We start from the raw sequence: 23,726 nt of genomic DNA on the forward strand, positions 1-23,726 counted from the left end.
ACGTGACCATGGTCACGTTGATCGGTGGGGATCGACGCACAACTCAACGACGAGGAGCGACCATGAGCGGTATCCCAAGACGTGCACTGAGGGCTGGCGGGGTGGTCGCAGCCGCTGCACTCGTGCTGACCGGCTGCCTCCAGAACCCCAACGCCTCCGGCGGCTCCGGCGGGGCAGGAGGAGCCGGTGGCGGGTTCGCTGACGGCGGATCGGCCGACGGCGACAAGGTAGTGACGATCCTCGGCGCCTTCGGCGGTGACGAGGAGAAGAACTTCAACGCCTCGCTCGCGGAGTTCGAGAAGGCCAGCGGCATCGACATCAAGTACACCTCCGACCAGGACTTCACGACGACGATCAAGCAGAAGGTCAGCTCGGGCGACTCCCCCGACATCGGTCTCTTCCCGCAGCCCGGCGGCATGATCGAGATGGCAGCCCAGGGCAAGGTGCAGCCGATCGACACCTACCTCGACTATGACAAGCTCCAGGGCACGCTGCTCCCCGGCTTCCTCGACGCGGGTCGCTACAAGGGCCGCGTCTACGGCGCCCCGATGCGCAACGCCGTCAAGAGCATCGTGTGGTACCCGAAGGCTGCCTACGAGAAGGGCGGCTACAACCAGTCGCCCGACACCATCCAGCAGCTCCGGACGGACGTCGCCGACAAGATTGCCGCCACCGGCATCACGCCCTGGTGCATCGGCTGGGAGTCCGACCAGGCCACCGGCTGGGTCGGGACCGACTGGGTCGAGGAGCTCATGCTCCGCATGTACGGACCCACCGTCTACGACGACTGGACCTCGCACCGGATGCCGTTCAACGACCCGAAGGTCGTCAAGGCCCTCGACGAGGCGGCCAAGTTCAACAAGGACCCGAACATGGTCCTCGGCGGCACGAAGGGCGTGCTCAACACCGCGTTCGGCGACGCCATGACCCCGGCCTTCGCAAACCCGCCGAAGTGCATGCTCCACCGCCAGGGCAACTTCGCCACGACGTTCTACCCGAAGAACGTCCAGGCGGACCTCGACAACCAGGTCGGCATCTACGTCTTCCCGAAGTTCGCCGGCGGCTACGACGGCCAGGCGATTCTCGGCGGCGGTGACCTCGCAGCCCTCTTCAACGGCAACGACCCTGACGCCCAGAAGGTCATGGCGTTCCTCACCTCCGACAAGTTCGGCGGCCCGTGGGCCAAGGCCGGCGGGTGGCTCTCGCCCCACAAGACCTTCGACCTCAGCAACTACCCCAACGAGACGACGAAAAAGATCGCGCTCATCGCCAACAAGGCGAGCGTGCTCCGCTTCGACGGCTCCGACCTCATGCCCAAGTCCATCGGCTCGGACGTCTTCTGGAAGGAAATGGTCAAGTGGGAGAACGGTCAGTCCTCTCAGCAGACGGCTGACAACATCGAAGCGGCTTGGCCCAAGTCATGACCGCCGACACCAGCGCGGCAGCGCCGCGACAGCGAATGCGCACCGGGGACGACCCTGACGCCCACCTGCGGACCAACCCGGCCAAGCTCGTGCTCGGCCTCGTGGGGATGATCGCGATGGTCTGGGGCCTGGCCAACCTCTTCCTCGCCTTCGCCTACTACCCGCAGTGGTTCGGGAACAACAAGTTCATCATCGGCGTGCTCGCCATCATCGGCGGCGTCGGCGGTGCCGCCCTACTGTTCTTCTTCCTCAACATGTTCGTCGAGTCGCTGCCGCGGCGGCTGTCGGAGGGCGCGATCCCCTACGCCTTCCTGCTGCCGGGGCTGCTCCTCGTCGCGCTCATGCTCATCTACCCGACGTTCCAGACGATCAACTACTCGTTCGCCAACTCCGACAGCACGGCCTACGTCGGGTTGCAGAACTACAAGACGATCTTCGCCGACCCCGAGTTCTGGAGCTCGATCGGCAACAACGTCCTGTGGCTGCTCATCGTGCCCGCGATCGTCGTCGCCTTCGGCGTCATCGTCGCGGTCCTCGCCGACAAGCTCTCCGCGACCGGTGAGAAGACGGCCAAGAGCCTCGTCTTCCTGCCGATGGCGATCTCCTTCGTCGGCGCGTCCGCGATCTGGGGCCTCGTCTACGCCTACAACAACCCGGGGCAGACCCAGACCGGACTGCTCAACGCGATCTGGGTCGGTCTCGGCGGCGACCCGCAGACGTGGCTCGCGATCTCGACCGCCAAGCTCAACTCGATCCTGCTCATGGTGATCCTCATCTGGCTGCAGGTCGGGTTTGCCATGGTGCTGCTCTCCTCGGCCATCAAGGGTGTCCCCGAGGACACCATCGAGGCGGCGCGCATCGACGGGGCCGGTGAGGTGCAGATCTTCTGGCGCGTCGTCATCCCGCAGATCCGCGGCACGATCATCACGGTCTTCGTCACGGTCTTCATCACCGTCCTCAAGGTCTTCGACATCGTCTACGTCACGACGAACGGCGCCTATGGCACCAACGTCATCGCGAACCTCTTCTTCAACAAGCTGTTCGCAGCGAGCGAGGCCGGACAGGCGACGGCCATCGTCGTCGTTCTGCTCATCGCGGTGACACCGCTCATCTGGTACCAGATCAAGCACTTCCGCGACGAGGAGGCCAACCGATGAGCCGCTCACTGATGAAGGACGGGCGGCCTCGTAGCCCGTTCTCGATGGTCACGATGGGCGTCCTCGCGCTGCTCTGGACGATCCCGACCATCGGCCTGCTCGTCACCTCGTTCCGCACCCGCGACGACGCCGCGGGCTCGGGCTGGTGGACGGCGCTCTTCAACCCGTTCAGCGCCGACTGGACGACGAGCAACTACTCGGGCGCCTGGACCGGGGCCGACCTCAGCTCGGGCTTCATCAACAGCATCGTCGTCGCCATCCCGGCGACGGTCATCCCGATCATGTTCGCGGCGTTCGCCGCCTACGCGTTCACCTTCATGGACTTCCGGTTCAAGGAGTTCTTCTTCCTGCTCATCATCGCCGTCATGGTGGTCCCCATCCAGGTGGCCTTCCAGCCGATGCTCAACCTCCTCGGGCCGCGCGGCCTCGGCATCAGCGGGGAGTACATCTCGGTGTGGCTGCTGCACACGGGCTTCGGCATGCCGCTGTGCATCTACACCCTGCGCAACTACATGAGCACGCTCCCGCGCAGCGTCGTCGAGTCGGCCAAGATCGACGGGTGCAGCCACTTCCAGACCTTCTGGAGGCTCGTCGCGCCGATGTCGATCCCGGCCATCGCGGCGTTCGCGACGCTGCAGTTCCTCTGGGTGTGGAACGACCTGCTCATCGCCAAGCTGTTCCTAAAGAGCGAGAACACGACCGTCATCGTCAAGCTCCAGCAGCTCCTCGGCACCCAGGGCCAGGGCCAGGAGCTCCTGACGGCTGGCGCGTTCATCTCGATCGTCGTCCCGATGATCGTGTTCTTCACCCTGCAGCGGTTCATGGTCCGCGGCATGACCTCCGGCGCCGTCAAGGGCTGAGGCACCCGCCTCGGCGCTCGCGCACCGACCTGCTCGCCAGTCCCCTCCCGGCCGTCACTAGGCTGGGAGGGGACTGTCGTATGCCGTGGGGCTCGGCGGCATACGCCCGACCAGCTCGAGCCCACCTGTATCGCAAGGAGCGTTTCGTGGCCGACTTCGCCTACGAGGACCTGCTGCCCATCGGCGCCGACGAGACGCCCTACCGGCTGCTGACGACCGAGGGCGTGCGCGCCGTCGACGGGCCGGGGGGGCGCACGTTCCTCGAGGTCGACCCGGAGGCGCTGCGGCTGCTGACCGAGACGGCGATGCACGACATCGCCCACTACCTGCGCCCGGCGCACCTGCAGCAGCTGCGCAACATCCTCGAGGACGACGAGGCCAGCAACAACGACAAGTTCGTCGCGCTCGACCTGCTCAAGAACGCCAACATCGCGGCCGGTGGCGTGCTGCCGATGTGCCAGGACACCGGCACCGCGATCGTCATGGGCAAGCGGGGCCAGCACGTGCTGACGCCGGGCACCGACGAGCAGGCGATCAGCGAGGGCGTCTACGACGCGTACACCCGCCTCAACCTGCGCTACTCGCAGATGGCCCCCCTCACGACGTGGGAGGAGAAGAACACCGGCTCCAACCTGCCGGCGCAGGTCGAGCTCTACGCCGACACGCTGCCCGGCCACGAGGCGCAGTACAAGTTCCTCTTCATGGCCAAGGGCGGCGGCTCGGCCAACAAGAGCTACCTCTACCAGGAGACGAAGGCGATCCTCAACGAGGACGCCATGATGCGCTTCCTCGACGAGAAGCTCCGCTCCCTCGGCACGGCGGCCTGCCCGCCCTATCACCTCGCCATCGTCATCGGCGGCACGAGCGCCGAGTTCGCCCTGAAGACAGCCAAGTACGCGTCGGCGAAGTACCTCGACACGCTGCCCACCTCAGGGTCGCTGACGGCCCACGGCTTCCGCGACACCGAGCTCGAGGAGAAGGTGCTCGAGCTGACCCGCCAGTTCGGCATCGGAGCCCAGTTCGGCGGCAAGTACTTCTGCCACGACGTGCGCGTGGTCCGCCTCCCCCGACACGGCGCGAGCCTCCCGGTGGCCATCGCCGTCTCGTGCTCGGCCGACCGGCAGGTGCTCGGCAAGATCACCGCCGAGGGCGTCTTCATCGAGCAGCTCGAGACCGACCCGGCACGCTTCCTTCCCGACGCCGGCGCCGTCGACCTCGGCGAGCACGAGGACGACGCGATGGGTGTCAGCTCGATCAGCAAGAACGTCGTCGTCAAGGTCGACCTGACGCAGCCGATGGACGACATCCTCGCCGAGCTCGCCCGGCACCCGGTCAAGACCCGGCTCTCGCTCACCGGGCCGCTCGTCGTCGCGCGCGACATCGCGCACGCGAAGATCAAGGAGCGGCTCGACGCGGGCGAGGAGATGCCGCAGTACCTCAAGGACCACCCCGTCTACTACGCCGGCCCCGCCAAGACGCCAGAAGGTATGCCGTCCGGCTCGTTCGGGCCCACCACCGCCGGGCGGATGGACTCCTACGTCGACCAGTTCCAGGCCGCCGGGGGGTCCAAGGTGATGCTCGCCAAGGGCAACCGGAGCAAGCAGGTCACCGAGGCGTGCGATGCACACGGCGGCTTCTACCTCGGCTCGATCGGCGGCCCGGCGGCCCGGCTGGCCCAGGACTGCATCAAGCACGTCGAGGTGCTCGAGTACGAAGAGCTCGGCATGGAGGCGGTGTGGAAGATCGACGTCGAGGACTTCCCCGCCTTCATCGTCGTCGACGACAAGGGCAACGACTTCTTCGCCGAGGTGAGCAAGCCGATGGCCTTCACCATCTCGAAGCGACCCGGACTCCAATGACCGAAAGGACAGATATGAGCGAGAACGCCTCTGCGGGAGCGGGATTCGACGACCTCCTCGCCGCCAACCGCGCTTATGCCGACCGTTTCGAGATGGCCGGCTTCGACGGCATCGCCCAGGCCGGCGTCGCGATCGTCACGTGCATGGACTCCCGCATCGATCCCCTCGGCCTCGTCGGCCTCAAGCCGGGCGACGCCAAGATCTTCCGCAACCCGGGCGGGCGCGTGGCCTCCGAAGCCCTCGAGGCGCTCGTCCTCGCCACCCACCTGCTCAATGTGGACCGCATCCTCGTCGTGCCCCACACCCGGTGCGCCATGGCGTCGAACAGCGAGGCCGAACTGCGCGAACGTGTCGGTGCGAGCGCCGGCAAGGACGCGTCGTGGATGACGTTCCACGCCATCGCCGACCAGGAGCGCGCCCTGCGCGAGGACCTCGCCAGGGTGCGCACTCACCCGCTCATCGCCGAGGGCGTCGAGGTCGCCGGCTTCATCTACGACGTCGACTCCGGACTGCTCCGGCCCGTCGCCTGACCCGCCCCCGGTCGTGGGTCAGGTGACCGCGCGCGTGGTCCAGACGTGGTGCGCGACGGCGGCGGCCAGCACGAGCCCCGTCGTCAGCACCGTCACGCCCACCGGCGGGCCGATGGCGGCGACGCCCAGCAGGACGAGCCCGACGACGACGCCCACCCGGGTCTCGACGACGGGCGCTCCCGCCATCGCGTGCATGGCCGTCAGGCACCACACGTAGACGGCCACCGCACCGGCGAGCGCCACCCCCACGACACGGTCCGTCGTGTGCGCCTCGCCCTGGACGAGGTCGACGGCGGCCGCGAGCGCCGCCCCGGTCGCCGCCACCGAGACAAAGACGAGGTAGTGGCCGTAGCCGGTGACGAACGTGCTCCGGATGCCGCCCTCGAAGAGACCCGCGTGCTCGCGCTTGAAGTAGAGCCACCACATGGAGAAGACGATGAGCAGCCCGCCGACGACGATGGCGAGCAGCCCGGCCTCCGCGCCCTGCTCCAGCGCCCCCTGGACCGCCTGCACCGAGGCGAGGATGACCTCGCCGAGCACGATGATCGTCAGCAGGGCGTAGCGCTCGGCGATGTGGTGCGGGTGGAACGGCGTGATGCCGTGCCGCTCGGCCACGATGGGCACGAGCAGCTCGAGGACGACGAGGGCGAAGAACGACGCGAGCAGCGCCGTCTGCCCGTGCAGGAGCAGCCGGGCGATCCACAGCACCTGCACGATCGCGATGCCCGACGCATACGTCAGCGCGGTGCGCCGCCCCTCGGGGTGGCCGGCCGCCGCGCGGAGCCACATGGCCACCATCGCGAAGCGCATCACGGCGTAGCCGCCGACGACGAGTCCCGACTGCTCCGTGCTGAAGAGCTCGGGGATGCCCGCGGCGAGCATGAGCGAGCCGGCCATGATGGCGAAGGTCAGCAGGCGGTACGTCACGTCGTCGCAGTCGTACGACGAGGCGAACCACGTGTAGTTCATCCACGCCCACCAGATGGCGAAGAAGACCATGACGAAGTTGACGAGGTCGCCGAGATGTCCTTCTGCGAGGCCGTGGTGCCACTGCGCGGCGGCACTCGCGATCGCGACGACGAAGACGAGGTCGAAGAGCAGCTCGAGCGGGGTCGCGACGCGATGCGGCTCGTGGGGGTCACGGGGCTGCATGCGCCGCGACAGGGGCACGACGTTGACGTGGCTCACGGGCCGAGTCTGCCAGCAGCGCGCCGGCCGGTGCCCCCGTCAGCCGAGACCGCGCCGCTCGATGAGGTGCCGGATGTCGGCGTCGGCGCCCCGGAACTCGCGGTAGGACTCGAGCGGGTCGGCCGCGCCCCCGATCCCGACGACGTGCCGGCGGTAGTGGTCGCCGTTGGCGCGGGTCAGGCCGCCGTTCTCGCGGAACCACGCGACGGTGTCGGCGTCGAGCACCTCGCTCCAGATGTAGGCGTAGTACTGCGCGTCGTAGGCGTACGAGAAGGTGTGCGCGAAGTACGTCGACCGGTAGCGCGGCGGCACGAGCGGGTTCGCGAGCCCGACCGCGGCCAGGGCGGACGCCTCGAAGGCCTCGACGTCCGTGACGCGCGAGGCCTCCTCGACGTCGATGGCATGCCACGCCTGGTCGAGCAGCGCTGCAGCGAGGTACTCGCCCGTCGCGAAGCCCTCTCCGAACGTCTGCGCGGCGACGAGCCGGTCGACGAGCTCCTGCGGCAGCGGCTCCCCCGTCTCGTGGTGGACGGCATAGCTCCCGAGCACCTCGGGCCAGAGCATCCACATCTCGTTGACCTGGCTCGGGTACTCGACGAAGTCGCGGAAGACGCGGGTCCCGGCGAAGTGCGGGTAGGTGACCCGGGCGAGCAGGCCGTGGATCGCGTGCCCGAACTCGTGGAAGAACGTGCGGGTCTCGTCGTAGGTGAGCAGCGTCGGCTCACCCGGACCGGGATTGGGGACGTTGAGGTTGTTGCACACGACGGCGCTCGTCCGGCCCAGCAGGGTGTTCTGGTGGACGAGGCTGTTCATCCACGCCCCACCCTTCTTCGTGTCGCGGGTGTGGAGGTCGAGCAGGTAGAGCCCGATGGGCGTCCCGTCGGCGTCGTGCACCTCGAAGACGCGGACGTCGGGGTGGTAGCCCTCGAGGTCGTCCCGTTCGTGGAAGGTCAGGCCGTAGAGCAGCCCGGCCGCGTGGAAGATCCCGTCGTGGAGCACCCGCTCGGCCTCGAAGTAGGGCCGCATCGCCGCGAGGTCGACGGCATGCCTCGACGCACGGACCTTCTCGGCCCAGAAGGCCCAGTCGTGCGCCTCGACCGGATGGCCCGCCTCGTCCTCGAGCAGCGCCCGCTCGGCCTCGATGTTGCGGGCAGCGGCCGGGGCGAGGCGCCCCAGCAGGTCCATGACGCGCTCGGGGGTGCGCGCCGTGGAGTCGGCGAGCGCCGCGGCGGCATGCGTGTCGTAGCCCAGGAGCCGGGCCCGCTCGGCCCGGAGCCGGACGGTCTCGAGGACGAGCGCCTTGGTGTCGTTGGCGTTGTCGCGGTTGCCGCGGGAGCCCTGCGCCTCGTGGAGCCGGCCGCGCAGGTCCCGGTCGGTGAGCGAGGCGAGGTGCGGGTGCCCGGTCGGCAGGACGAGCGTGAGCAGCCAGGCCCCCTCGTGCCCCTGCTCGGCCGCAGCCGCCGCGGCGGCCGAGATCTCGCCGGCGGTCAGCCCGTCGAGCGCCGCCACGTCGTCGACGAGGACGGCGAGGTCGTTGGAGTCGGCCAGCAGGCGCTTCTCGAACTGGGTGCCGAGGCTCGCGAGCCGCCCGTTGAGCTCACGCAGGCGGTCCTTCGCGCTCTCGTCGAGCCCGGCCCCGGCGACGGTCATCTCGGTGAGGTGCCGCTCGACGAGCCGTCGCGACTCCGGGTCGAGGGCGGCCATCGCCACCTCGTCGTCGTGGACGGCCCGGATCCGGGCGTAGAGGCGCGGGTCGAGCCGGACCGCGTCGGCGTGCGCGGTGAGACGCGGCGCATACTCCTCCTCGATCGCCTGCACGGCGTCGGTGGCGAGGGAGCTCGACGTCCCGAAGAAGGCCAGGCTCGTCCGGCTCAGCGTCTGCCCCGAGCGCTCCAGCGCGACGAGGGTGTTCTCGAAGGTCGCGGGCGCCGGGTCGGCCGCGATCGCCTCGACCTCGGCGAGGTGCTCGGCCATGCCGCGGTCGAAGGCCTCGCGGTAGTGCTCGTCGCGGATCAGGGCGAAGGGCGGCAGCCCGTGGGGCAGCGGGCTCGGGGCGAGCAGCGGGTTGGCGGCCGGGGTCTCGTCGGGCATGGCCTGAACCCTACGCAGCAGCGGCCCCGCTCTCGACCCGGTTTCGACCGGAAACCCGAGGGCGTATGCCGTCCGGCGGGCTCAGAGCGACAGCTCGGCCCGGACGACCCCGACGAGGCGGTCGGCGAGCGTGCGGGCCTGGTCGCCGTCGGCGGCCTCGACCATGACGCGGACGACCGGCTCGGTGCCGGACTTGCGCAGCAGGACCCGACCGCTCTCCCCCAGCTCTCCCTCGGCCGCACGCACGGCGTCGGCGACGGCCGTGTTGGCCTCGAGGGCCGACTTGTCGACGTCCTTGACGTTGACGAGCACCTGCGGGAAGTGGGTCATGATGCCGGCGAGGTCGGCGAGCGTCCGGCCGGTCGCAGCGACCCGTGAGGCGAGCATGAGCCCGGTGAGGGTGCCGTCGCCTGTCGTGCCGTGGTCGAGCATGACGACGTGGCCGGACTGCTCGCCGCCGAGCGCGTAGCCGCCGGACTTCATCCCCTCGAGGACGTAGCGGTCGCCGACAGCGGTCTGCAGCACCTTGATGCCGGCGCCGCCGAGAGCCTGGATCATGCCGAGGTTGGACATGACGGTCGCGACGAGCGTGTCGCCGCGCAGCACGCCCTGCTCCTTCATGGCGAGCGCGAGGATCGCCATGATCTGGTCGCCGTCCACCTCGTGGCCGGCGGCGTCGACGGCGAGGCAGCGGTCGGCGTCGCCGTCGAGGGCGATGCCGAAGTCGGCGCCGACCGAGACGACGGTCTCCTTGAGGTGCTCGAGGTGCGTGGAGCCGTAGCCGTCGTTGATGTTGAGCCCGTCGGGTTCGCCGCCGATGACGGTCACCTGCGCGCCGGCCTCGCGGAAGGCGCGCGGGGCGACCTCCGACGCAGCCCCGTGCGCGGCGTCGACGACGACGTGCAGGCCCTCGAGCCGGTGCGGCAGCACCGAGAGCAGGTGCGCGACGTAGCGGTCCGCGCCGTCGAGCAGGGGCGTGATGCGGCCGACGTCACCGCCCGTGGGACGCTGCCACTCGTCGCGCAGCCGGGCCTCGATGCGGTCCTCGAGGTCGTCGGCGAGCTTGTGCCCGCCCCGGGCGAAGAACTTGATGCCGTTGTCGGGCATCGGGTTGTGCGACGCCGAGAGCATGGCACCGAGGTCGGCGTCCTGCTCGCCCACGAGGTAGGCGATCGCCGGCGTGGGCAGCACGCCCGCGTCGCGCACGTCGATGCCCGCCGAGGCGAGGCCTGCCACCGTGGCGGCCGCGAGGAACTCGCCGGACGCCCGGGGGTCGCGGCCGACGACGGCGACGGGGCGGTGACCGTTGAAGGCGCCCACCTCGCCGAGGACGTGCGCCGCGGCGACGGAGAGGTCGAGCGCGAGCTCGGCGGTGATGTCCTTGTTCGCCACACCACGGACGCCGTCCGTGCCGAAGAGTCGAGCCACGCTTGTGTGCCTTCCCGATGGGTCCGACCCACTGGGCCGGCTGATGTGCTCGCACGACGATACCGCCCCCACGGCATACGGCCATCCGGCGGAGCCCGAAACGGTCACAACGGACATACCCGCTCTGATCGTGCCGGAAAGTGGCAGGGAACTGGCAGGTGGCTCCCATCCACTTCACAGACGCACCCCGCGACGATGTGGCCATCCCGGGGCCCGACACCCGCGGGCCTTCCCGGGTCCTTCCCAGAGAGGCACTCGATGAGCACTCGACGTTCACGGCGACTGGTCGCCGCCACCGCCACCGCCGCCACCGTCCTCAGCGTGGCGACGGCGCTCGGCGCGTCCGCCGCGGCACCGAGCACGTCCGCGCCCGCTGCCGGCGCGTCCGGCGCAGGGGTGACCAACCCGTACTCTCCGGCCTACGGCCACCCCTACCGCCACGGCGCGGTGCCGACCCGCGAGCTCAACACCCAGATGCACCGGTGGGAGGCCCAGACCAAAGGGGCGCGGCCCACACAGGCCAAGACGCTCTCCTACGGCGGCGGCGTCGACGGGATCGGCGTCACGAGCGGCGGCGCCGAGAAGGTCTACCTCGTGTTCTACGGCAGCCAGTGGGGCAGCCAGGGCACCGACGCCGGCGGCAACCTGACCTTCACCGGCGACCCGAAGTCAGGGGCCCCGGTCGTCCAGAAGCTCTTCAAGGGCCTGGGGACGGGCGGCGAGGCCTGGTCGGGCGTCATGACGCAGTACTGCGACGGTCCGCTCGTGGCCAAGGGCGCGACCTCCTGCCCGTCGAGCGCTGCGCACGTGCGCTACCCGGCCGGTGGGGCCCTCGCCGGCGTGTGGTTCGACCCGTCGGTCGCGGCGCCCGCGAACGCCACGGCCAAGCAGCTCGGCGACGAAGCCGTCCGCGCCGCAGGGCATTTCGGCAACACCACCGCCGCCAGCAACCGCGACGCGCAGTACGTCGTCCTCTCCCCGACCGGCACGCACCCGGACGGCTTCAACACCTCGTCCGGGCAGTTCTGCGCCTGGCACGACTACAACGGTGACCCCTACGTCGGGTCGACCAGCCCGTACGGCGACATCGCCTTCACGAACATGCCCTACGTCATGGACATGGGCACGAGCTGCGGGCAGAACTTCGTCAACACCGGCGTCGCGGGCACCGACGACGGCTACTCCATGGTCGAGGGCCACGAGTACGCCGAGACGATCACCGACCAGAACCCGGCCGGCGGATGGACGAACACGACGTCGCGCACCTACTCCGGTCAGGAGAACGCCGACGAGTGCGCGTGGATCGCACCGGGCAGCGCGGGCGGCGCGGGCAACGTCTCGACGACGTCCGGCAGCTTCGCGATGCAGGCCACGTGGTCCAACGACACCAACCGGTGCGACCTCAGCCACGCCACGGTGGGCTGACGCGTCACCGACCCGGCCCGGCGGCATACGCCCTCGGGAACGACGAAGGCCCCCGAGCAGTGCTCGGGGGCCTTCGTGCAACCAGCTGAGGCAGCCGACTCAGCGCGACTGGAGCCAAGCGGTGATGCTCGGCGCCAGCCGAAGCATCAGCGCGACTGGAGCCAAGCGGTGATGCTCGGCGCCAGCCGAAGCATCAGCGCTTGGAGTACTGGGGAGCCTTGCGGGCCTTCTTGAGACCGGCCTTCTTGCGCTCCGGGACGCGGGGGTCACGGGTGAGGAAGCCGGCCTTCTTGAGGGCGGGACGGTTGAGCTCCTCGTCGATGCCGTTCAGCGAGCGGGCGACGCCGAGGCGGACCGCGCCGGCCTGGCCGGAGGGGCCACCGCCGTGCACGCGGACGAGCACGTCGTAGGAGCCGTCGAGCTCGAGGAGCGTCAGGGGCTCCTTGACGATCTGCTGGTGCACCTTGTTGGGGAAGTAGGCGTCGAGGGTGCGGCCGTTGATCTTCCACTCGCCGGTGCCGGGGACGATGCGCACGCGGGCGATGGCCTGCTTGCGGCGACCGGTCGCAGCGCCGGGGGTCGAGACCTCACGGGCGCGCTTCGGCTCGCCGGCGACGGAGCCGTCGGACTCCGAGGTGTACTCGGTCAGCTCGGGCTCGTCGGTGTCGAGGACTTCCTCGTTCACGATGTCAGTCACGTGTCTTGTCGCTTTCTACGCAGCAGCCGGGGGCTTACTGCGCAACCTGGGTGATCTCGAAGGGGACGGGCTGCTGGGCCGCGTGCGGGTGCTCGGCACCGCGGTAGACCTTGAGCTTGGAGAGCTGCTGGCGGGCCAGCGAGTTCTTCGGGAGCATGCCGCGGATGGCCTTCTCGACGGCCTTCTCGGGGCTCTTGGCGAGCAGCTCGGTGTAGGAGGTCGACCGCAGGCCGCCCGGGAAGCCCGAGTGGCGGTAGGCCTTCTTCTGCTCGAGCTTGGCGCCGGTCAGGGCAACCTTGTCGGCGTTGATGATGATGACGAAGTCACCGGTGTCGACGTGCGGTGCGAACTGCGGCTTGTGCTTGCCCCGGAGCAGGACAGCGGCCTGGCTCGCGAGACGGCCGAGCACGACGTCGGTCGCGTCGATGACGTGCCACGTGCGAGTGACCTCGCCGGGCTTCGGGGTGTACGTGCGCAATGGAGTCTGCCTTCGCTTCTGAAAATGGTGGAGCAGTGAATGCCGCTGGGCTCGGTCCGCGTCGCCCGTCTCGTCCACGAGGTGGGGATGACGGGTTCGCCTGACGGCCCGGTGCACAACTTCATCCATGTTACGGGGTCGCGTGCCTGCGCCCAAATCACGGGCACGGACACCGAAAACAGGGCCTGACCTGCACGGATGGCAGATCGAGACCTCCGTGCATAGATCTTGTGCACATGAAGTGTGCAGAGGTATTGTGCACACTATGGCTGCACAGGATCCCTCGAACCCCTCCCCGACCGCGTCGTCCGGGCCCTCGGAGGACGAGAACGTCTGGCTCACGCCGGAGAGCGTGCGCGTCCTCGCCCATCCGCTGCGGTCACGCCTGCTCGGGGCGCTGCGCCGAGGCGGCCCGTCGACCGCGACCGATCTCGCCACGCTCCTCGGCACCAACTCCGGCGCCACGAGCTACCACCTGCGCAAGCTCGAGTCGGTCGGGCTCGTCCACGACACCGAGGAGGGCGAGGGCAAGCGCCGGCTGTGGCGCGCGAGCTCCGAGTACCACTCCTGGCACCCGAGCGACTTCGAGGGTGACGAGGACTCCGAGACCGCCCTCAACTGGCTCACGCGCGACTACGCCCGCCACTTCAGCGAGCAGTACGACAAGTGGCTCGACGTCTCGACGACGTGGCCCACCGCGTGGCAGGACGCTTGCGGCTCGAGCGACGCGGCCGTGCTCGTCACCGCCGAGTCCCTCGAGGCGATGCGGGAGGAGATGTGGGACCTCATCGAGCGCTACCGCCGCGTCGGACAGGGCAACCCGCAGGCGCGGCGGATCGCCGTCTACGCCTTCGCCTACCCGCTCGACCTCGACCGACCCCCGACGACGACGACGACGAAGGACTGAGCCCGATGAGCCCACGGGACACCCTGCTCTCCCCCACTGCGGCCCGCCGCGTCTTCCTCGCCCTGAGCTTCACCCGGTGGTTCCCCGTCGGCCTCGTCGTCGGCCTACTCACCCTGTGGCAGCTGGAGCGAGGCCTCACCGTGGCGCAGGCGATGACCATCTCGTCCGCCGCCGGGCTGACGATCTTCGCGCTCGAGCTGCCGACGAGCGGCTTCGCGGACGCCTTCGGCCGCCGGCCGGTCTTCATCGTCTCGGCCGTCGTCAACGTCCTCGCGAGCAGCATCCTGCTCGTGGCGCACTCCTTCTGGGCCTTCTTCGCGGCCGCCGTGCTCAGCGGCATCTTCCGCGCCCTCGACTCCGGCCCCCTCGAGGCGTGGTTCGTCGACACGGTGCACGCCACGACTCCCGGCGCCGACGTCGACGGTGCCCTCGCGGCCCAGGGCACCGTGCTCGGCGGGGCGATCGCCTCTGGGGCCCTCCTCTCCGGCGGCCTCGTCTGGTGGCACCCGTTCGCGGGTGCGTCGGCGCTCGTCCTACCCGTCGCCATTTTCGTCGCCCTCAACGTCGTGCACCTCGTCGCCGTCCTCGTCCTCCTGCGCGAGCCGCGCGGCGCCGAGCACCTCGACGCCTCGGGTGCCCGCCGCGCCCTCGCCTCCGCGAAGGAGGCTCCCGCCGTCGTGCGCGACGGCCTGGGCCTGCTGCGGAGCAACCGCGCGCTGCGCGGCATCGTCTGCGTCGAGGTGTTCTGGTCGGTGGCGATGATCGTCTTCGAGACCTTCCAGCCGATCCGTCTCGCCGAGCTCGTCGGTGGCGAGGAGCGCGCCGGCGCGATCATGGGCCCGGTGGCCGCCGCAGGATGGGCCGTCTTCGCCCTCGGCGCGGCCCTCTCGGGATGGTCGAGCCGCCGCATCGGCGTCACCCGCACCGCGATCGCCGCCCGCGTGCTCAACGGCCTCGGCGCGGTCGTCATGGGACTCGTCGCGGGGCCTGCGGCGCTCATCGCCGCCTACGGCGTCACGTACCTGCTGCACGGCGCGGCCGGTCCGGCCCACTCCGCGCTGCTCCACCGCGAGGCCCAGGCCCGCAACCGCGCCACGGTCCTGTCGATGAACTCCATGGTCGCCTCCGTGGCCTTCGGCATCGCGGCCCCGCTCCTGGGCCTGCTCGCCGAGCGCACCTCGACACAGGTGGCCATGGTGACCGCAGGAGCCGTCAGCATCCTCGGCGCCTGGTTCTACCGGCACGCCCTGCACGCCGAGAAGGCCCGCGCGGCCGAGGGCGTCACGACCGGGCCTGCGCTCCACCCCGCCGTCGACTGAGCCGCCCTCAACCCCCACACGAGTGGCCCCGCCGCCACACCCGCCTCCAGGGCCTGTGACGGCGGGGTCACTCGTCGATCGCGGGCGTGCGCCCGGTGGGACGGGGCCACTCGACGGAAGGGGTGGGACGGGGCGCTCACTCGAGTGGGACGGGGCGCTCACTCGACGTGAAGCGGGGGTCAGGCGGGCGGGGTGGTGACGGCGTCGAGCTCGGCGAGGTCCTCGGCGGTGGGCTCCCACAGGCCGGCCCGGACGTTGTCGACGACCTGCTCGGGGCGCGTCGCCCCCGCGATCACCGAGGCGACGGCCGGCTGGGCCGCGAGCCCGCCGATCGCGACGTCGATGGGGCGCAGACCGCGCTGGGCGGCATACGCCTCGAGGGCCTCGATCGTGTCCCAGTCGGCGCCGTCGAGCCGGTCGGCCATCCCGGCCAGGCGCGTGCCCTCGGGGGCCGGCTCGCCCCGACGGTACTTCCCGGTGAGCAGGCCGGAGGCGAGCGGGAAGAACGGGAGCAGCCCGACGCCGACGTGCTCGCACGCGGGGACGACCTCGTCCTCGACGTCACGCTCGAGCAGGGAGTATTCGTTCTGCGCCGAGACGAACCGCGAGGACCCGGCGGCGCGCGCGGTCCAGTCCGCGTCGACGACCTGCCATCCCGTGAAGTTGCTGCTGCCGAGGTAGCGCACCTTGCCCTCGCGGACCAGCTCGTCGAGTGCCGCGAGCGTCTCGTCGATCGGGGTCTGCGGGTCGGGTCGGTGCAGCTGGTAGAGGTCGATCCAGTCGGTGCCGAGGCGCCGCAGGCTCGATTCGACGGCCTTGCGCACGTAGCGGCGCGACCCACGCACACCCCAGTCGGGGCCGTTGGCGCCCTGCATGTCCATGCCGAACTTCGTTGCCACCACGACGTTCTCGCGCTCAGATCCCAGAGCGAGGCCGAGCATCTCCTCGCTGGCGCCCTGGCCGTAGATGTCGGCGGTGTCGAAGAGCGTGATGCCGCTGTCGAGGGCCTGGCGCACCACGGCGTTCGTGCCGTCCTGGTCGAGGCGCCGACCGAAGTTGTTGCAGCCGATGCCGACGGTCGAGACGGTGAGCCCGCTGTCGCCGAGCTGCCGGTAGGTCATGTCAGGAGTCGCAGTCACCCGTCCAACCTATGCCCGGGCCCGGCCGGTCGGCAGGTCCCGCACCCATGACGAAGGCCGGCCCCCGCGTGGCGGGGACCGGCCTTCGAGGAGGCTGCGTGGTCAGTTCGGCTGGACGAAGACCGCGACCGTGCGGGCGGGCACCGAGAACGAGCTGCTGCCTGCGTCGTATGCCGCCTGCTTGACGACGCTGTCGGCGCCGTTCGCCTGGACCGGGCTCAGCGAGACCGCGCCGCTGAGGCCGGGGACCTTCTGGGTCACGGCGTCGGGGGTCGCGTTGAAGACGACGACCGCTCCGCGCAGCGCCGGGTCGACGTCGACTCCCTTCGTGTCGTCGATCCGCATGACGATGACACCCTGCTTCGCGTCGGCCGTGCCGGAGACCGGGAAGGTCACCTTGGCGTTGATGGCAGCCGCGTTGCCGAGACGGAACAGCTTGGTGCTGAAGCGAAGTCGCAGCAGGTCCTGCGCCATCGCGTCGGCGCTGCGCACATCGGCGGCGGACGGCTTGAGCGCCGGGTTGGCGAGCAGCGGCTTCATGAACGGCCACTTGGCGGAGTTCTGTTCCTGCGGCGGCAGGCCGTGGCCGAAGCCGTTGTCGGCGCCGGTCCAGTCGAGCCGGTTGAACCAGTCACCGCTGTCGTACGAGTCGCGGTTGAGCGACTTGCTGCGGAGCAGGTCGGCGCCGGCGTGCCAGAACGACGGCGTCTGCGCCAGAGCGGTCGTCGCGAGGGACAGGGTGTTCATCCGCACCCGGTCCTGCATCGACGTCGCGACCGGCAGCTTGTACGTCAGCGAGTCGAAGAGCGTCTCGTTGTCGTGGGCGTCGACGTAGCTGACGACCTCGTCGGGCTGGTCGGCGTAGCCGGCCGGGGACCCGTTGTAGTCGACCTGTGTGCCGTTGACGACCGTCCCGGTCTTCTGGCTGCGGAAGGTGAACGTCTTGAGGTTGCCGGCCAGCCCGAGCTGGACCAGGTCGGTGTCGCTGCCGAGGCGGGTGGCCGCGTCGGCGTTGATCGCGGCACCGTTCGGGTCGGTCGCCTCGCCGGAGCCGAAGCCCTGACGACGCGGGTCCTCGTCGAACGGTCCGCCTCCACGCACGGCGTCACGCAGGCGGTCGGAGAAGGTGCCGATGCCCGTGCCACCGAGCTGGCCCTGCGTCGCCTGCACGAAGAGCTTGTTGTCGGCGACCTCGCCGAAGTTCCAGCCCTCGCCGTAGAGGTAGATCGACCTGCCGTCGACGCCGTCCTTCGAGAGCGTCAGGGCGTCGAGGGCCGAGCGCACGGCGAGCATGTTGGCCTTGCTGTGGTGGCCCATGAGGTCGAAGCGGAAGCCGTCGACCCGGTAGTTGCGGGCCCACGACACCACGGAGTCGACCATGAGCTTCTGGCCCATGGCGTGCTCGGTGGCGACGTTCTGGCAGCACGTCGAGGTCTCGACGGCGCCACTCGCGTTCAGGCGGTGGTAGTAGCCGGGCACGACCTTGTCGAGCACGGACTTGTCGCCCTGGCCCGACTGGGCCGTGTGGTTGAAGACCTGGTCGAGCACGACGCGGAGGCCGTCCTGGTGCAGGGCTCCGACCATCGTGCGGAACTCGGCCACGCGGGTCCCGCCGTCGGCCGCACCGGTGCTCGACGCGTACGAGCCGTCGGGAACGCTGTAGTGGTAGGGGTCGTAGCCCCAGTTGAAGGCGTCCTTGGCCGCGACGGCCCCGACGCACTTCTGCTGCTCCTCGCTGTCGGGCGCGTAGGAGGCGAGGTCGCACTGCGGCGTCTGCTGCTTGGCCTTGTCCTCCTCGATCGAGGCGATGTCGAAGCTCGGCAGCAGGTGCACGGTGTTGAGACCGGCCTTGGCGAGCGCCTTGAGGTGCGCCCTGCCGTCACCGTCCGCGGCGAAGGCGAGGTAGCTGCCACGCAGGGCCGCCGGGACCTTGGCGTCCGACATGGAGTAGTCGCGGATGTGCAGCTCGTAGATCGTCGAGTCGACGTCCTGGGCGAGCTTCGGCGACGGGGTGCGGCTCCACACCGAGGGCGTGAACGCCGGGCTCGTCAGGTCGACGGCGACGGACCGCGTGGAGTTCAGCGTCAGCGCCACCGAGCTCGGGTCGGTGACGACGTTGGTCTCGACCGTGCCCGTCGTCGGCGCCCACACCTTCACCTCGTAGAGGTAGCGGGCGTTGAGCGCCGTCGAGGTGCTGAGGCTCGTCGTCCACGCCCCGTCGGACGAGCGCGTCATCGTCGTGCGTCGGGCCGTGTCGACCGGACGGTCCGCCGAGCGGGCCGGCCAGGTGAGCAGGGTGACCTGCTGCGCCGTGGGGGCCCAGAGGCTGAACGTCGCGCGGCTGCGCGTGAAGCCGACACCGTAGGTGCGAGCGGCCGCCCTGGCGGCGTAGATCGCATCGAGGGCGATGGCCGTCTGCGCGCCCGTCGCGTCGAGCAGCTGGCCCGTGGAGGCGTACATCGCGACGGCGACCTGGCCCTTGAGGATCTCGGGCACCAGTGCGGCGGTCGTCTTGTCGAGACGCAGGGCCACGGCCCCCTTGAGCTCCGGGTGGGCGGCCACGAGCGAGGCGGGTAGCCCTGCCGGGTCGCGCGTCAGGCTCGCCACGGAGCCGCCGGTGACGGCCTCCGCGTCGACGGCGAGACCGCCGTCGGCCGACCAGTGCAGGCGCCAGTCGAGCGTCGCGGGGTCGGTGCCGGCCGGCAGCGCCGACGCGGGCCAGGCGACGAGGTCGGGACCCACGACGTAGGCCTTGGACTTCGTCAGGTCGGGCGCGGCGCCCGCCTTGGACGTCTTGACCGTGACCTCGTGCGTCGAGGTCTTGTAGGTGATGGTGGTCAGCACGCCGTCGGCCGGGACCGAGAAGGCGACGTTGTTGGCCGGGTAGGCCTCGGTCCAGGACAGACCCACGGCGACCTTGAACTCGTAGGAGCCCGCGGGGATCTGGTCGGTGGTGAAGACGTACGTGCCGTCACCGTCGGGGTCCTGCAGCCACGACCGCATGCAGTCGGGCGCCCAGTCTCCCGGGCAGCCGAGCTCGCTCTGGAAGCTGCCGGGAGCCGTGATGATCGGGCCCGTCGCGTCGTTGGTCACCCAGTGGGTGCGGTGGTCGTAGTAGAAGGTGACGGGCTTGCCGGCGGCCGTGTAGGCGATGTTGCCGCCGCCCTTGACCGCTCCGGCACCGTAGTTCTCGTCCCACGACTTGTCGATCGCGGCCTTGTACTCGTAGTCGCCGGCCGGGATGGCGTCGAAGGTGCCCTTCCAGATGTCGTCCTTGGCGTCGAGGGCGAGCTGCGCCTCCGCACAGTCCGGCTGCCAGTCGCCCGGGCAGCCCATCTCGGAGTTGTGGTTGCCGGGGACGCTGACGTTGTCGGGCTGGGTGACGGGGCCGACACCACCGCCGCCACCGCCGCCGGACGTCTCGGGCTCACCCACGATGCCGTAGGTGGAGGTCGCCGAGACGTGGCCGGCGATGTCCTTGGCCACGATGCGGTACTCGACGAGCGTTCCCTTGGCGAGGCCGGACACGTCGTGGAAGACGCGGTAGGGCGCGTTGTCGTCCGTTCCCAGCGGCGCCCAGGCGGAGGTGCCCACCGGGCGCTGGAGGAAGGAGACCTCCGCGAACGTGTTACCGGGCAGGGCGGCGCCGATCTCCGCACGACCACCCACGACACCACCCGCGCTGGGCGACGTCGGGTAGATCGCGGGAGCCGACTTCGGCTGCGCCATGGTCGAGTTCGCCCGATAGACCGCCACCGACAGTGGCGGGACGGTCACCGTGACGCGCCCGTCGGCCGCGGCGCGCAGGTCCGAGGTGGCGCCGAGGAGCGGCACGAGCTTCGAGCCGGCGGAGTAGGTCGAGAAGGTCGCGGTCTTCGCCGTCGTGGCGTTGTTGGCGACGACGACGTACTCGCGCTTGGCCGCCTTGTCGATGCGGCTGATCGCGTAGATACCGGCCGCGTCCGAGGCGTAGCGGTGCACCTGCGCCCCGTCCGCGAGGGCCGGGTTGGCCGCGCGGAGGGCGGAGAGCGCCTTGATCTCCCGGTAGAGCGGTGCGGACGTGTCGTAGTGCGAGCCGGAGCCAGCGGGCTCGCTGCTCCCGACGACGACGTCGTCCTGGTAGATCGGCGTCCGGCTGGCGAACATGTCCTGTCGCGCACGCTTGTCGCCGAAGTCGCTCTTCGGACCGGTGAAGCCCTGCTCGTCGCCGTAGTAGACGACCGGGTTGCCGCGCGTCAGGAACATCAGGGACGTCGCGAGCCGGTCGCGGGCCAGCAGGTCGTCACCGGTGGCGCCGCCGGCGAGCAGCATCGCGCCGACGCGACCCATGTCGTGGTTGCCCAGGAACGTCGGCAGCTCGTAGGCGTTCGAGTCCGTGTCGGTGTAGTAGTCGTCACCCGCGAAGAGGTCGCGGATGCCGGTGGTCGCCTTGCCCTGGGCGAAGCCGAGCGCCGCACCCTGGAAGCCGAAGTCGAGGGTCGCCGGCAGCGCACCCTTTGTCGTGAACTGGCTCGTGTAGGCGGGGTTGCCGTCGTAGACCTCGCCGAACATGAAGAAGTCGTCGTTGCCGATCGCCTTGGCATGGCTGAGGATCGCCGGCGAGAAGGCCTGCCAGAACTGCATGTTGACGTGCTTGACGGTGTCGATGCGGAAGCCGTCGACGCCGAAGTCGACCCAGGAGTTGTAGATGTCCTCCATGCCGGTGACGACCTTGGGGTTCTCGGTGAAGAGGTCGTCGAGACCGGAGAAGTCACCGTAGGTCGACGACTCGCCGGCATACGTGGAGTCACCGCGGTTGTGGTAGAGCGTCGTGTCGTTGAGCCACGCCGGGACCTTGACGTCCTTGTCGGCGTCGGCGACCTTCGGCACGTACGGGAAGGACGTGCCCGCCGTCATCTTCGGGAAGCAGTCCGGCACGGTGTCGCCGGCGCAGGCCGGCTTGCCGGCGACAGCGGCGTCGTCGAAGGCCTTGCCGCGGGCGTCCTCGTAGGGGCTCGTCTCCTTGTTGACGTAGGTGTAGGAGCCGCCCTCGTAGGAGATGACGTCGGCCGTGTGGTTGGTGATGATGTCGAAGTAGACCTTCATCCCCTTCGCGTGGGCGGCCGAGATGAGCGCCTTCATGTCGGCGTTCGTGCCCAGGTGCGGGTCGATCCGGGTGAAGTCGGTGATCCAGTAGCCGTGGTAGCCGGCGCTCGCGTCGGAGCCGCTGCCCTGCACGGGGCGGTTCTTGAACGACGGCGTGAGCCAGATCGCGGTCGTGCCGAGTCCCTTGATGTAGTCGAGCTTGCCGGTCAGGCCCTTGAGGTCACCACCGTGGTAGAACCCCTCGTTCGCCGGGTCGAAGCCGGTGGAGAGCGGTCCGCCTGTCAGGCCGCCCTGGTCGTTGGCCGTGTCGCCGTTGGCGAAGCGGTCGGCCATGACGAAGTAGAAGCGCTCCTTCGTCGCGAGCGAGCGCAGCGACGAGGCGGCCAGCTTCGTGTCGGCCTTCGTGGCGGCACCGGGCAGGTCGGTGGGGGCGATGCCGATGGCGTGGGTCGTGTCGTCGTAGGTGAAGCGCAGCGTGGCCGGGCCGGCGAGGACGAGCGGCACGTTGCCGCCGCCCTGGCCGTAGCTCTCGTCCCACGAGTGGTTGATGGCCACCTTGAGCTCGTAGCTGCCCTTGGGCAGACGGAACTCGGCGGCATATGTCGTCGTGCCCGGCTCGAGCGCGAGGTCGGTGGCGCTGCAGTCCGGCGTCCAGTCGCCGCTGCAGCCGAGCTCGTCCTGCAGGGACCCGACGACCGTTGCGGTGCGCGGAGCGTCCGCCCGGGCGGTCGGTGCCCCGGCCAGCGGGACGGCGAGTCCCGCCATGACCAGGGCCGAGATGCTGGCGACGGACAGGGCCGGGCGACGGCGCATGCGCACTCCTTTGTGGGCTGGGTCGCTCACGCCCGCGTCTGGACGCTCGACCACCGGGGGAGAACTTAGCGCCCGAATCGGACACCACGCCAGACCTGGACTGCAAAATCTTGCACTCAGGCTCAGGATGTTGCGGTTTCTTGCGCCGAACGACAGCCGTTCAGCCCACCGAGGCACCCGGGCGCGGTACGAGGGCAGTCACGGCCGCGCCGAAGTCGGCGGCTCGCGTCACGGTCACCGGCCCCTCGGGCGCGGCGATCCCGTCGGGCCAGCCGGGCCCGCCGATGACGACCTCGAGCGGCCAGTCGATGATCTCGAGGTCGCGCCAGAACGGCTCGGCCTGCGGGCGCGCGAGCGAGGCCCAGAGGAAGACGGCCCGCGGCTGCGACTCACGCAGCGCCGACACGAGGGCGTCGGACGGCACGCGCGGGCCGAGGAAGAGGCTCGCCACCCCGTGGCACGCGAGCTCGGCCTCGAGCGCGAGCAGCGGGAGGTGGTGCTGCTCGTCGTCGGCGCTGGCCAGCACGACGGGCAGACCTGCGACCCGGAGCCGGTTGGCCCGCACGACCGCGCGCAGCTCGGACTGGAGCAGCTCGCTCGTCAGGTGCTCGGACTGCACCCCGAGCCGCCCCTCCTCCCAGAGGTCACCGACGCGGCGCAGCGCCGGCGCAAAGACCTCGACCCAGGCCCGACCGACGTCGCGGCGGCGCATGACCTGGCGGTAGAGCAGCGCCATGGTGCGGGGGTCGAGAGCCCGGGCCGCGCCCACGATGGCCTCGACGAGGTCGGTCGCATCCTGCTCGGAGCCCTCGACCTCACCCGCGCGCGCACCACCGACACCGGGCTCGCCGGGCTCGCCGGGCACGCGACCCAGCCCGTCCCCCTCGGCCGGGGCTGCGGACCCGCGGTCCCCGTCGAGACGTTCGGCGATCGCCCCAGAGTCCATCGCCAGCACCGAGTCCGCGGCGCTCTGCGCGGGCACCCCCTGGGCGGTCAGGCGGGACATCAGCAGCACGCGCCGGATGTCGAGCTCGGTGTACCGGCGGTGGTTGCCCCGGGTCCTCAGGCTCGGTCCGATGCCGTGGCGGCGATCCCAGGACCGGAGCGTCGGCGCGGCGATGGCGAGTCGCTCGGACACGACGCCCACGGGCCAGCCCAGATCGGGCGCCCGCTCCCCCGGCTCGGGGTGGTCAGGCTCCGTCTGGCCAGGCTCCCTCGAGGCTGCCGGCTGCGGGTTCATGTCGATCATCACCGTTTCACGTTGGTCACCCGCGTCGGGCGGAGCGGTCCGAGATTCCCGTCATGGACCGCTCCAGCGCCGATCGG

16 protein-coding genes are annotated in these 23,726 nt (G+C 70.2%); 8 read left to right on the forward strand and 8 right to left on the reverse strand.

Annotated elements, in window-relative coordinates; translation table 11 throughout:
- Nucleotides 1-62: 62 nt before the first annotated feature.
- From ASE25_RS00570 to ASE25_RS00590, 5 genes are all read left to right on the forward strand, one after another.
- Nucleotides 63-1,424, forward strand: a complete 1,362-nt coding sequence (locus ASE25_RS00570; RefSeq protein ID WP_056770993.1) for an ABC transporter substrate-binding protein — start codon at nt 63-65, stop codon at nt 1,422-1,424.
- Nucleotides 1,421-2,581, forward strand: a complete 1,161-nt coding sequence (locus tag ASE25_RS00575; RefSeq protein WP_327191899.1) for a sugar ABC transporter permease — start codon at nt 1,421-1,423, stop codon at nt 2,579-2,581. The genes ASE25_RS00570 and ASE25_RS00575 overlap by 4 nt, the downstream gene beginning before the upstream one ends.
- Nucleotides 2,578-3,441 carry a carbohydrate ABC transporter permease gene (locus ASE25_RS00580; RefSeq protein ID WP_200958933.1) on the forward strand — a complete coding sequence of 288 codons (864 nt, stop codon included), beginning with the start codon at nt 2,578-2,580 and terminating at the stop codon, nt 3,439-3,441. Before ASE25_RS00575 ends, ASE25_RS00580 begins: the two co-directional genes overlap by 4 nt.
- A gap of 146 nt (nt 3,442-3,587) precedes the next feature.
- Nucleotides 3,588-5,300, forward strand: coding sequence for a fumarate hydratase (locus ASE25_RS00585; RefSeq protein ID WP_056771001.1), 1,713 nt, complete (start codon nt 3,588-3,590; stop codon nt 5,298-5,300).
- 14 nt (nt 5,301-5,314) lie between these two features.
- Nucleotides 5,315-5,830 carry a carbonic anhydrase gene (locus ASE25_RS00590; protein ID WP_056771004.1) on the forward strand — a complete coding sequence of 172 codons (516 nt, stop codon included), beginning with the start codon at nt 5,315-5,317 and terminating at the stop codon, nt 5,828-5,830.
- Between the two features lie 18 nt (nt 5,831-5,848).
- Here the strand turns inward: ASE25_RS00590 and ASE25_RS00595 are convergent, their stop codons facing one another.
- From ASE25_RS00595 to glmM, 3 genes are all read right to left on the reverse strand, one after another.
- The gene (locus ASE25_RS00595) at nt 5,849-7,018 is read right to left on the reverse strand and encodes a low temperature requirement protein A (protein WP_157623278.1); all 1,170 of its coding nucleotides are present in this window, start codon (nt 7,016-7,018) and stop codon (nt 5,849-5,851) included.
- 39 nt (nt 7,019-7,057) lie between these two features.
- Nucleotides 7,058-9,109 carry a M3 family metallopeptidase gene (locus ASE25_RS00600; RefSeq protein ID WP_056822042.1) on the reverse strand — a complete coding sequence of 684 codons (2,052 nt, stop codon included), beginning with the start codon at nt 9,107-9,109 and terminating at the stop codon, nt 7,058-7,060.
- A gap of 81 nt (nt 9,110-9,190) precedes the next feature.
- On the reverse strand, nt 9,191-10,537 hold the full coding sequence (gene glmM / locus ASE25_RS00605) for a phosphoglucosamine mutase (RefSeq protein ID WP_056771011.1): 1,347 nt from the start codon (nt 10,535-10,537) through the stop codon (nt 9,191-9,193).
- Between the two features lie 258 nt (nt 10,538-10,795).
- Here glmM and ASE25_RS00610 point away from each other — a divergent pair, with 258 nt between their 5' ends.
- Entirely contained in the window at nt 10,796-11,962 is a 1,167-nt protein-coding gene (locus ASE25_RS00610; RefSeq protein WP_056822045.1) for a hypothetical protein, read from the forward strand.
- Nucleotides 11,963-12,155: 193 nt separating this feature from the next.
- Here the strand turns inward: ASE25_RS00610 and rpsI are convergent, their stop codons facing one another.
- Nucleotides 12,156-12,659 (reverse strand): 30S ribosomal protein S9, encoded by a 504-nt coding sequence (rpsI, locus tag ASE25_RS00615; RefSeq protein ID WP_020143190.1) that lies wholly within the window; start codon nt 12,657-12,659, stop codon nt 12,156-12,158.
- A gap of 34 nt (nt 12,660-12,693) precedes the next feature.
- Nucleotides 12,694-13,137: a 50S ribosomal protein L13 gene (gene rplM, locus ASE25_RS00620; protein WP_020143191.1), complete on the reverse strand. Its 444-nt coding sequence runs from the start codon at nt 13,135-13,137 to the stop codon at nt 12,694-12,696.
- Between the two features lie 265 nt (nt 13,138-13,402).
- Between rplM and ASE25_RS00625 the strand changes: the two genes are divergently transcribed.
- Nucleotides 13,403-14,044: a helix-turn-helix domain-containing protein gene (locus tag ASE25_RS00625; RefSeq protein WP_056771019.1), complete on the forward strand. Its 642-nt coding sequence runs from the start codon at nt 13,403-13,405 to the stop codon at nt 14,042-14,044.
- A gap of 5 nt (nt 14,045-14,049) precedes the next feature.
- On the forward strand, nt 14,050-15,363 hold the full coding sequence (locus ASE25_RS00630; RefSeq protein ID WP_056822048.1) for an MFS transporter: 1,314 nt from the start codon (nt 14,050-14,052) through the stop codon (nt 15,361-15,363).
- 179 nt (nt 15,364-15,542) lie between these two features.
- Here ASE25_RS00630 and ASE25_RS00635 read toward each other — a convergent pair whose 3' ends face one another.
- From ASE25_RS00635 to ASE25_RS00645, 3 genes are all read right to left on the reverse strand, one after another.
- On the reverse strand, nt 15,543-16,484 hold the full coding sequence (locus ASE25_RS00635; RefSeq protein ID WP_056822050.1) for an aldo/keto reductase: 942 nt from the start codon (nt 16,482-16,484) through the stop codon (nt 15,543-15,545).
- A 120-nt stretch (nt 16,485-16,604) separates the two neighbouring features.
- Nucleotides 16,605-22,400 carry a pullulanase-type alpha-1,6-glucosidase gene (gene pulA / locus ASE25_RS00640; protein WP_056822052.1) on the reverse strand — a complete coding sequence of 1,932 codons (5,796 nt, stop codon included), beginning with the start codon at nt 22,398-22,400 and terminating at the stop codon, nt 16,605-16,607.
- 160 nt (nt 22,401-22,560) lie between these two features.
- Nucleotides 22,561-23,649 (reverse strand): MerR family transcriptional regulator, encoded by a 1,089-nt coding sequence (locus tag ASE25_RS00645; protein WP_056822055.1) that lies wholly within the window; start codon nt 23,647-23,649, stop codon nt 22,561-22,563.
- Between the last annotated feature and the right edge of the window lie 77 nt (nt 23,650-23,726).

Source organism: Terrabacter sp. Root85, assembly GCF_001429185.1.
GTDB lineage: Bacteria > Actinomycetota > Actinomycetes > Actinomycetales > Dermatophilaceae > Terrabacter.

Bases quoted from the DNA above. Each gene is read 5' to 3' on its own strand.
- ASE25_RS00645 (WP_056822055.1), bottom strand. From the start codon at position 23,649: ATGATCGACATGAACCCGCAGCCGGCAGCCTCGAGGGAGCCTGGCCAG.
- ASE25_RS00635 (WP_056822050.1), bottom strand. From the start codon at position 16,484: ATGACCTACCGGCAGCTCGGCGACAGCGGGCTCACCGTCTCGACCGTC.
- ASE25_RS00575 (WP_327191899.1), top strand. From the start codon at position 1,421: ATGACCGCCGACACCAGCGCGGCAGCGCCGCGACAGCGAATGCGCACC.
- ASE25_RS00580 (WP_200958933.1), top strand. From the start codon at position 2,578: ATGAGCCGCTCACTGATGAAGGACGGGCGGCCTCGTAGCCCGTTCTCG.
- ASE25_RS00630 (WP_056822048.1), top strand. From the start codon at position 14,050: ATGAGCCCACGGGACACCCTGCTCTCCCCCACTGCGGCCCGCCGCGTC.
- ASE25_RS00600 (WP_056822042.1), bottom strand. From the start codon at position 9,109: ATGCCCGACGAGACCCCGGCCGCCAACCCGCTGCTCGCCCCGAGCCCG.
- ASE25_RS00590 (WP_056771004.1), top strand. From the start codon at position 5,315: ATGAGCGAGAACGCCTCTGCGGGAGCGGGATTCGACGACCTCCTCGCC.
- ASE25_RS00610 (WP_056822045.1), top strand. From the start codon at position 10,796: ATGAGCACTCGACGTTCACGGCGACTGGTCGCCGCCACCGCCACCGCC.
- pulA (WP_056822052.1), bottom strand. From the start codon at position 22,400: ATGCGCCGTCGCCCGGCCCTGTCCGTCGCCAGCATCTCGGCCCTGGTC.
- ASE25_RS00625 (WP_056771019.1), top strand. From the start codon at position 13,403: ATGGCTGCACAGGATCCCTCGAACCCCTCCCCGACCGCGTCGTCCGGG.
- ASE25_RS00570 (WP_056770993.1), top strand. From the start codon at position 63: ATGAGCGGTATCCCAAGACGTGCACTGAGGGCTGGCGGGGTGGTCGCA.